At 63.3% G+C, this 6,456-nt stretch carries 7 protein-coding genes; 3 read left to right on the forward strand and 4 right to left on the reverse strand.

Annotation, left to right across the window (positions count from 1 at the left end):
* Positions 1-911: 911 nt before the first annotated feature.
* A complete protein-coding gene (locus ACESNG_RS15385) occupies positions 912-1,202 on the forward strand; it encodes a hypothetical protein (RefSeq protein ID WP_373057939.1) in 291 nt (96 codons plus the stop codon).
* Here the strand turns inward: ACESNG_RS15385 and ACESNG_RS15390 are convergent.
* Positions 1,127-1,489 (reverse strand): hypothetical protein, encoded by a 363-nt coding sequence (locus ACESNG_RS15390; RefSeq protein ID WP_373057937.1) that lies wholly within the window; start codon positions 1,487-1,489, stop codon positions 1,127-1,129. The genes ACESNG_RS15385 and ACESNG_RS15390 overlap by 76 nt on opposite strands.
* A gap of 9 nt (positions 1,490-1,498) precedes the next feature.
* Entirely contained in the window at positions 1,499-2,509 is a 1,011-nt protein-coding gene (locus ACESNG_RS15395; protein ID WP_373057935.1) for a hydrolase, read from the reverse strand.
* A 556-nt stretch (positions 2,510-3,065) separates the two neighbouring features.
* On the opposite strand from ACESNG_RS15395, the gene ACESNG_RS15400 reads away from it, so the two are divergent.
* Positions 3,066-4,310 (forward strand): dicarboxylate/amino acid:cation symporter, encoded by a 1,245-nt coding sequence (locus ACESNG_RS15400; protein WP_373057940.1) that lies wholly within the window; start codon positions 3,066-3,068, stop codon positions 4,308-4,310.
* 199 nt (positions 4,311-4,509) lie between these two features.
* Positions 4,510-4,860, forward strand: coding sequence for an arsenate reductase family protein (locus ACESNG_RS15405; RefSeq protein WP_373069638.1), 351 nt, complete (start codon positions 4,510-4,512; stop codon positions 4,858-4,860).
* A 9-nt stretch (positions 4,861-4,869) separates the two neighbouring features.
* Here the strand turns inward: ACESNG_RS15405 and ACESNG_RS15410 are convergent, their stop codons facing one another.
* Complete coding sequence (locus ACESNG_RS15410; RefSeq protein ID WP_373063217.1) at positions 4,870-5,661, reverse strand: hypothetical protein; 792 nt, start codon at positions 5,659-5,661, stop codon at positions 4,870-4,872.
* Positions 5,658-6,116, reverse strand: a complete 459-nt coding sequence (locus ACESNG_RS15415) for a hypothetical protein (protein WP_373069640.1) — start codon at positions 6,114-6,116, stop codon at positions 5,658-5,660. The genes ACESNG_RS15410 and ACESNG_RS15415 overlap by 4 nt, the downstream gene beginning before the upstream one ends.
* Positions 6,117-6,456: the final 340 nt, after the last annotated feature.

Genomic DNA, 6,456 nt, shown 5'->3' on the forward strand with positions numbered 1-6,456 from the left:
GCAGCGCCTCGCCGTTCACGTCGAGATCAGACAAAACGACCCCATTCCCAAAGCACATCGATAACGGACGCCGTTCCAATGCCAGAACGTCAGGATGTTACTGCAGACAATCCAGAACTATTTAGTGCACTGATCAGTAAGGGATTCGTGTGGGACAGTCTCGGCCAAAACGTCTACTGAACAGCTTTACCGCGGATCGACGCGGACACGACGCGGATCAACGAAAACTCGAGAGTGCCGAGTTCTCACCCGCTTTAGTGCGACATCGCCCTGCCGTTCATGCGCATCGATCCACCGCTCGGTGAGCTGATCGAGTGCGTCGAGCGGTCGCGGAGAGGAGTTCGGTGGAACGACTCTCATTGCGAGCCATGCGGTCAGATGGGTGCCCATTCCCGTTCTTCGCGTGTTGCTCTGCGTTCTCTGCGCCTCCGCGTCCTCGGCGTGATCGGTTCAGCGGCCCGTTCGTCGCCGCCCCCGGAAGTCGTGCGCGGCGTACGGTGCACACGACTTCCGTGGAGCTGATCACGCAGAGAACGCAGAGGCGCTCCGCCAAACCCGGCCGGATTTTCTCGTAAAAACGGTCGAAACCTGTTCCCTCGCACAATGCATCGTCGAACGACAGGAGCCAGACACCTTCGCGATGTTCCGCTTGGCTTCATCGCGCAAGCATCAGCGCAGAACTCGGCACTCTCGAGCGAAAAACAAACTGAAAAACAACGCGTCAGAGTCCGTCGCCTCGCGCGGCCCCAATGCGTGTCGTGTCTGGGAACATCCGCGGTGAGGCTGTTGGCGGTTCGGTACGTCCCCTACCCGTTGTCGGCCAGTTCCCTCGCGGCGGGTCCCGCTGCTATATCACACACAACGTCGCTTCACGCTCCTCCGCCGACCACGTCTGCCGACCACGAACGCCGATGCCGCTGATCCTCCCCAACACCGCGCCCACCCTGCTGATCCGGAAGTCGGCGTTTGAACGCGTCGAGATGACCCGTGCGCAGGTCGATGAAGCGCTGGGGCTGACGCCCGATGAATTTCGAATTGAGGGGTCGCTGATCGCGATCGGACCGTTGGTCGGCGAGGACACGCTCGGTGAACTGATCGAACGCCTCGAAGGGGCCGGGCTCGTGTATTACGATGATTTCTTCGAGTTGAGCGGCAACTGGCCCGAGTGGCTCAAGCTCTTCGCGATGGACGCCTCGGTCTGATTCACCAGTCTCCGGTGCCGTTCGGCTGAGAGCCACACGTCGCTGCGCCGGAGCACTCCTTCCCAGCCGCATTCGATGCACCAGCTGCGGCGGAAGCGCTCGCCCAGCACGCGCCACCAGCCCACGCGCTCGACAGCCAGTGTCTCGCTGTCGCACATCGTGCACGTGTCCCCGTCGGGGATCATCATCACGAACGCCTTGGTGGCGAGCCAGATGAACGCGAACCGGATCGCCACAAAGACCGCGATAAAGATCGCCGCGTCGGCCCAGCTCCAGCGTCCTTGCATGAGATGAACTTAGCGGGACGCGCGGACGAACCGCTGCATTCGGGCAGCCAGGAACTCGGCGGCCCGCCACTCGCCGTAGTACCACGGATTCCATGGGCGAAGACCAGCGGTGAAGCCCACATGTCCGCCGCGCGCCGGGAATTCGAGTTCGACCTGGTCGTTGTCGCGGACCGCGCGCCGGACCTCCTCCAGCACGTCGGACGGGAGAAACGGGTCGTCGACCGCGTTCAACAGCAGCGTCGGAATCTGGATCCGTGCCAGATATGGCAGTGAGCTGGCGCGGGCGTAGTAGTCGGCGGCATCGCGAAAGCCGTGCAGTGGCGCGGTGAAGGCGTCGTCGAATTCCCACAGCGTGCGAGCGCCCGTGACACGGCGCAGCGGCGCCAGCTCGGGATGCCGGTCAATCTTGGTCAGCGCCTTCGGGATCAGCGACTTGAGAAAGAATTTCTCGTACACGGTACCGAATCCCCGACCGATATGCCGAGAGGCCCGGGCAAGGTCGAAGGGGACCGACATGGCGACGGCTCCGACCACTTGTTCGGGCAACACGTCGCCGTATTCGCCGAGCAGCTTGCAGAGCACATTACCGCCCAGCGACACGCCCATCAGGCCGAGGGGCGCGTCGGGGAACTCGCGCGAGAGCTGCTCGACGACCCAAAGCGGATCGGTGGTCTCTCCGGAGTGATAGCTCCGGGGCAACCGATTCGGTTCGGTGCCGCAGGTCCGGAAGAGCAGCAAGTCGGCCGCCCAACCACGGTGGCCGGCTTCACGGAACATCGCGCGGGCATAGTGGGAGTGCATGCCCCCCTCGAGCCCATGAAAGAGCAGAAGCCGCGGAGCCGCTGCCCCTTCGGCGCTTTCCAGACGCGCGATCTCCACGAAGTCGCCATCGGGGGTCTCTCGGCGTTCCAGCCGCACCGCCAGCGCGGGCTCTCGCCGGCCAAGCCGTCCCCAGAGCGTGGCGCTGTGCGGATCGGGAAGCCACCAAGCTGGTCGATAGGGGCGCGCGGTCGAGGCCATGGAGACAATATGTAGGGCACCCTCAACAATACGATTTACTTTTTCTCAGCTTCAATATTTGGGCGCCTCTCGACGCGCAATCACACCGATGAAGGCCAGGCGCCACGTCGTGAAAAAGCGCTGGGGACACGCCGGGCAGGAGCATGGTGAGCGCGGGCAGTGGACTGCGCTGGCGGCTCGCGGCCATGGCCCATGGCCCACGGCGGATAGCTGATGGCCGTCAGCCTCAAGCCCGGAAGCCGACAGCCCACAGCAAAAGCCCAAAGCTCACAGCCCTCAGCAAGGAACCGCCTTGCCGGCTCCCCTCCACCAGTTCGTGTCGTTCCCGGAATATCCCCTCCGCTCGCGGCACCGGCGCGTGCTCGAGGGGGCACCTCTCCACACACGCCATCACACCGATGATGACAAGGCGCCGGGTCGCAAAAAGCGCTGGGGACACGCAGGACATGAGCATGGTGAGCGGCTTGGCAGAGTCGCCCGCGGAGAGGTAGTAAATTCTTAGAGGTGCCCTGTAGTGTGTTCGGCACGGTTCCCTCCCCTGTACCCCTTCCACGTGATCTCGCGCCTCCTCAGGAACCTGACCTTTCAGGTGCTCGTTGCGGTCTCGCTCGGCATTCTGCTGGGCGTCGTCGCCCCGGATACCGCCAAGTCGCTCAAGCCCCTCGGCGACACGTTCATCAATCTTGTGAAGATGGTGATCACGCCGATCATCTTCCTCACGATCGTTCACGGCATCGCCAGTATGGCGGACCTACGCAAGCTCGGACGCGTGGGTGGAAAGGCGCTGCTGTATTTCGAGTTGGTGTCCACGCTCGCGTTGGCGATCGGTCTGATCATCGTGAACGTGACGAAGCCCGGCGCGGGCCTGGATATCTCGACCATGCAGCTCGGCGACGTGAGCAAGTACACGACGGCCGGCGCGCAACAGAGCACCCTCGAGTTCCTGCTGCACATCGTGCCCAGCAACATCGTCGCGGCGTTCGCGAGCGGTGAGCTGCTACCGGTCGTGTTCTTCGCCGTACTCTTCGGCGTCGCTCTGACGGCGGTGGGCGATGCCGGACGCGACATCGCCGATCTGCTGGTGCGCTTTCAGGCGGTGTTCTTCAAGATCGTGTCGATGGTGATGGTGCTCGCGCCGATCGGCGCGTTCGGCGCGATGGCGTACACGGTGGGTACATTCGGACTCAGGACGCTCGTGCCGCTCGCACGGCTGATGCTCGACGTCTATCTCACGATGGCCGTGTTCGTGTTCGTGGTGCTCGGTTTGATCTGCCGCGCGTACGGCTTCCGCATCTGGAAGTTCCTGCGCTTCATCAAGGACGAGATTCTCCTCGTGCTCGGCACCTCGAGCTCCGAAGCCGCACTCCCGCGTATGCTCATCAAGCTCGAACAGTACGGCTGCGCGAAGCCCGTGGTTGGCCTGGTGATTCCCACCGGCTACTCGTTCAATCTCGACGGCACGAGCATCTATCTGTCGATGGCTACGATTTTCATCGCGCAGGTGTACAAGGTAGACCTCAGCATTACGCAACAGCTCACGCTGCTCGGCATTCTCATGCTCACCAGTAAAGGCGCCGCCGGTGTGACCGGTTCAGGATTCATCGTGCTGGCGAGTACCTTGGCCGCCACACGCACCGTACCGGTGGAAGGGCTCGCGCTGCTGCTCGGTGTGGACCGTTTCATGTCCGAAGCGCGAGCGATCACGAACCTGATCGGCAACGGCGTAGCCACGCTGGTCGTGTCGCGCAGCGAAGGCGCGTTCGACGACGCCAAGCGCATGGACGCGGAAGCGAACATGTGACGGCCACGGTGGCCACGGCGGCCACCGTGTGATTTCACACCAGTCCACGGTGGCTACCGTGTGATTTCACACCGGAAGCTGTATGGGTGCGAACGTGTGTGAGTCGAGCGGAAGCGGCGCTCCGGCTTGTCCGTAGGCACCGCTTCCGCCCGCCGCCCACGCGTTCACCCCCGAACAGCTTCCCCTCGGAAATCACACGATGGAAACAGTGGTCCAGGTTTTCGGCACGAAAAAGAGTGCCGACACACGCAAGGCGCAGCGCTTCTTTCAGGAGCGTCGCATCAAGGTGCACTTCTGCGACCTTGCCGAACGGCCGGCGTCGATCGGTGAGCTCAAGCGGTTCACGCAGAAGTTCGGCGTAGATGCGGTGATCGATCGGGAGTCGAAACGCTTCCTCGATCTCGGATTGCGTCAGGCGCTGTACGGCGAGGAGCGCTGGCTCAGCATTCTCGCCGCCGAGCCGTTCATCCTGAAGCAGCCGCTCGTGCGCATGCAGAACAAGCTGTGCGTGGGCGTGAACGAAAAGCTGTGGAAGGAGTGGCTCACCTGACAGGGTGTGCTAACCCACGCGGTGTACGGCGTACCACAGCGAGGGTAGCGCTGCGCTCCAGGCCAGCAGAAAGCGGTTGAGTCCGAAGAGGGCGGCGGTGGTGATGTGGAACGTGAGGGCCATGGCTATGACCACGATACAGGCGATGGGATCGAGCCACGCGACTGGTGCCAGGCACTCGAAGCCGATCAGGCCTGCCGACGCAATGCGCAGGGGAATGCGATCATTCGGCATGCGCCGTGGCACCCACGCCGGCACACCGTAGGCTGGCAGTGCGAGAAACGCCGCAAGGGCGTGTCCGGTCCACCAGCTACGCTCTTTCGCCTTCACGATTCCCGCGCGTACATACGACAGGGTAAGCTGCGCGGCCACGTAGAGCACGCCGGCCTCGTGTACCACGCTGGCCACGTTGGGAAGCTGCGCGACGGCGAGCCCGCCGAGCACAGTGAACAGCATGGCATCGCTGCCGCCGTTCACGTTGCCGCGAAAGCGCAGCGCCGACAGCCATGAAGTGAACGCGAGTGCCGCCGCTGCGATGCACCCGAGCGCCGTTCCCGGGACGGCGGCCAGTATGACAGCCATTGCAAGCTGCGTCACGAGCACGACGGTGAACGCGCGCGCACCGAGCAGCACACGCCACGCGCCCCAAGACGAGGTCAGCAGCGGTGCCCGCCAGATGCCGCCGTCAGCCATCGTGTGCCGCATGGCCAGGAGCTCGATCGCGTTAATTGCTGCCGCTAGTGCCGCCAAGCGGCTCATCCATGCAATCGTGGTGGCAAGCAGTGCCGGGAGTTCGCTCACCGCGCCGTCGGCGCGCTGACGCGAGGAATACGGTCGCTCTCGTACACGACCTCGGTGGTGCCTTCGTCGTCATCGATAATGACCAGTCGGAACTGCCAATCGTCGCCCTCGGCCGCATCCACTTTGGTGACCACGCTTTCAGATAATGCGCTCTCGGCCAGTGCCTTCACCAGCGCGAGCGACTCGCGGCACGCGGGCGCGAGTGCCTCCAGCTCGACCAGCTCGGTGTACCACCGTTCCACGAGCGTTTGGGCGGCCAGCGATTGCGTGCCGGCGGGATTATAAAGCAGATGCCACCAACGCCGCGGCGAGGGATGTACCGCACCGAGCCAATACCCTGGCCCACCTTGCAATGAAAGCCGCCTTAGCTGAAGCGTGGGCGGCAATCGCGCCACGTCAAAGAACTCCCACGACGGGAATAGCTGACGCAGCAGCGTAGATGCAGGGGTCGTCACGATCGACAATCTACGCGTTGCGCCGCTGCTCATGACCCAGCGCTTTTGATCCTATCCGTGCTTCTTCGGTTTAATCCGTGGTCTCCGTGTTCCGGGCGTTGCTGTTCGCTGTTGCGGATTGCCGTTCCGTTTTGCCATCCCGGCGGTGACAGGCTTTCCCCGACAGTAGGAATGGGGATAACCCGACTACGCGTTGGGGCAATTGGCCGCAGAATTGCGCGCAGGAGGTGGATATGCAAGCGAGAACACTGAACGGCTCGAAGCGATCACCTTCGGCACGCGTCTTTCCGGTGGAATCCCCCGCCGCACTGACCGCCGCGCTGCTCCGTAACTCCACGCC

The sequence above is a fragment of the Gemmatimonas sp. genome, from assembly GCF_041689975.1.
In the GTDB taxonomy this organism is placed as follows: domain Bacteria; phylum Gemmatimonadota; class Gemmatimonadetes; order Gemmatimonadales; family Gemmatimonadaceae; genus Gemmatimonas.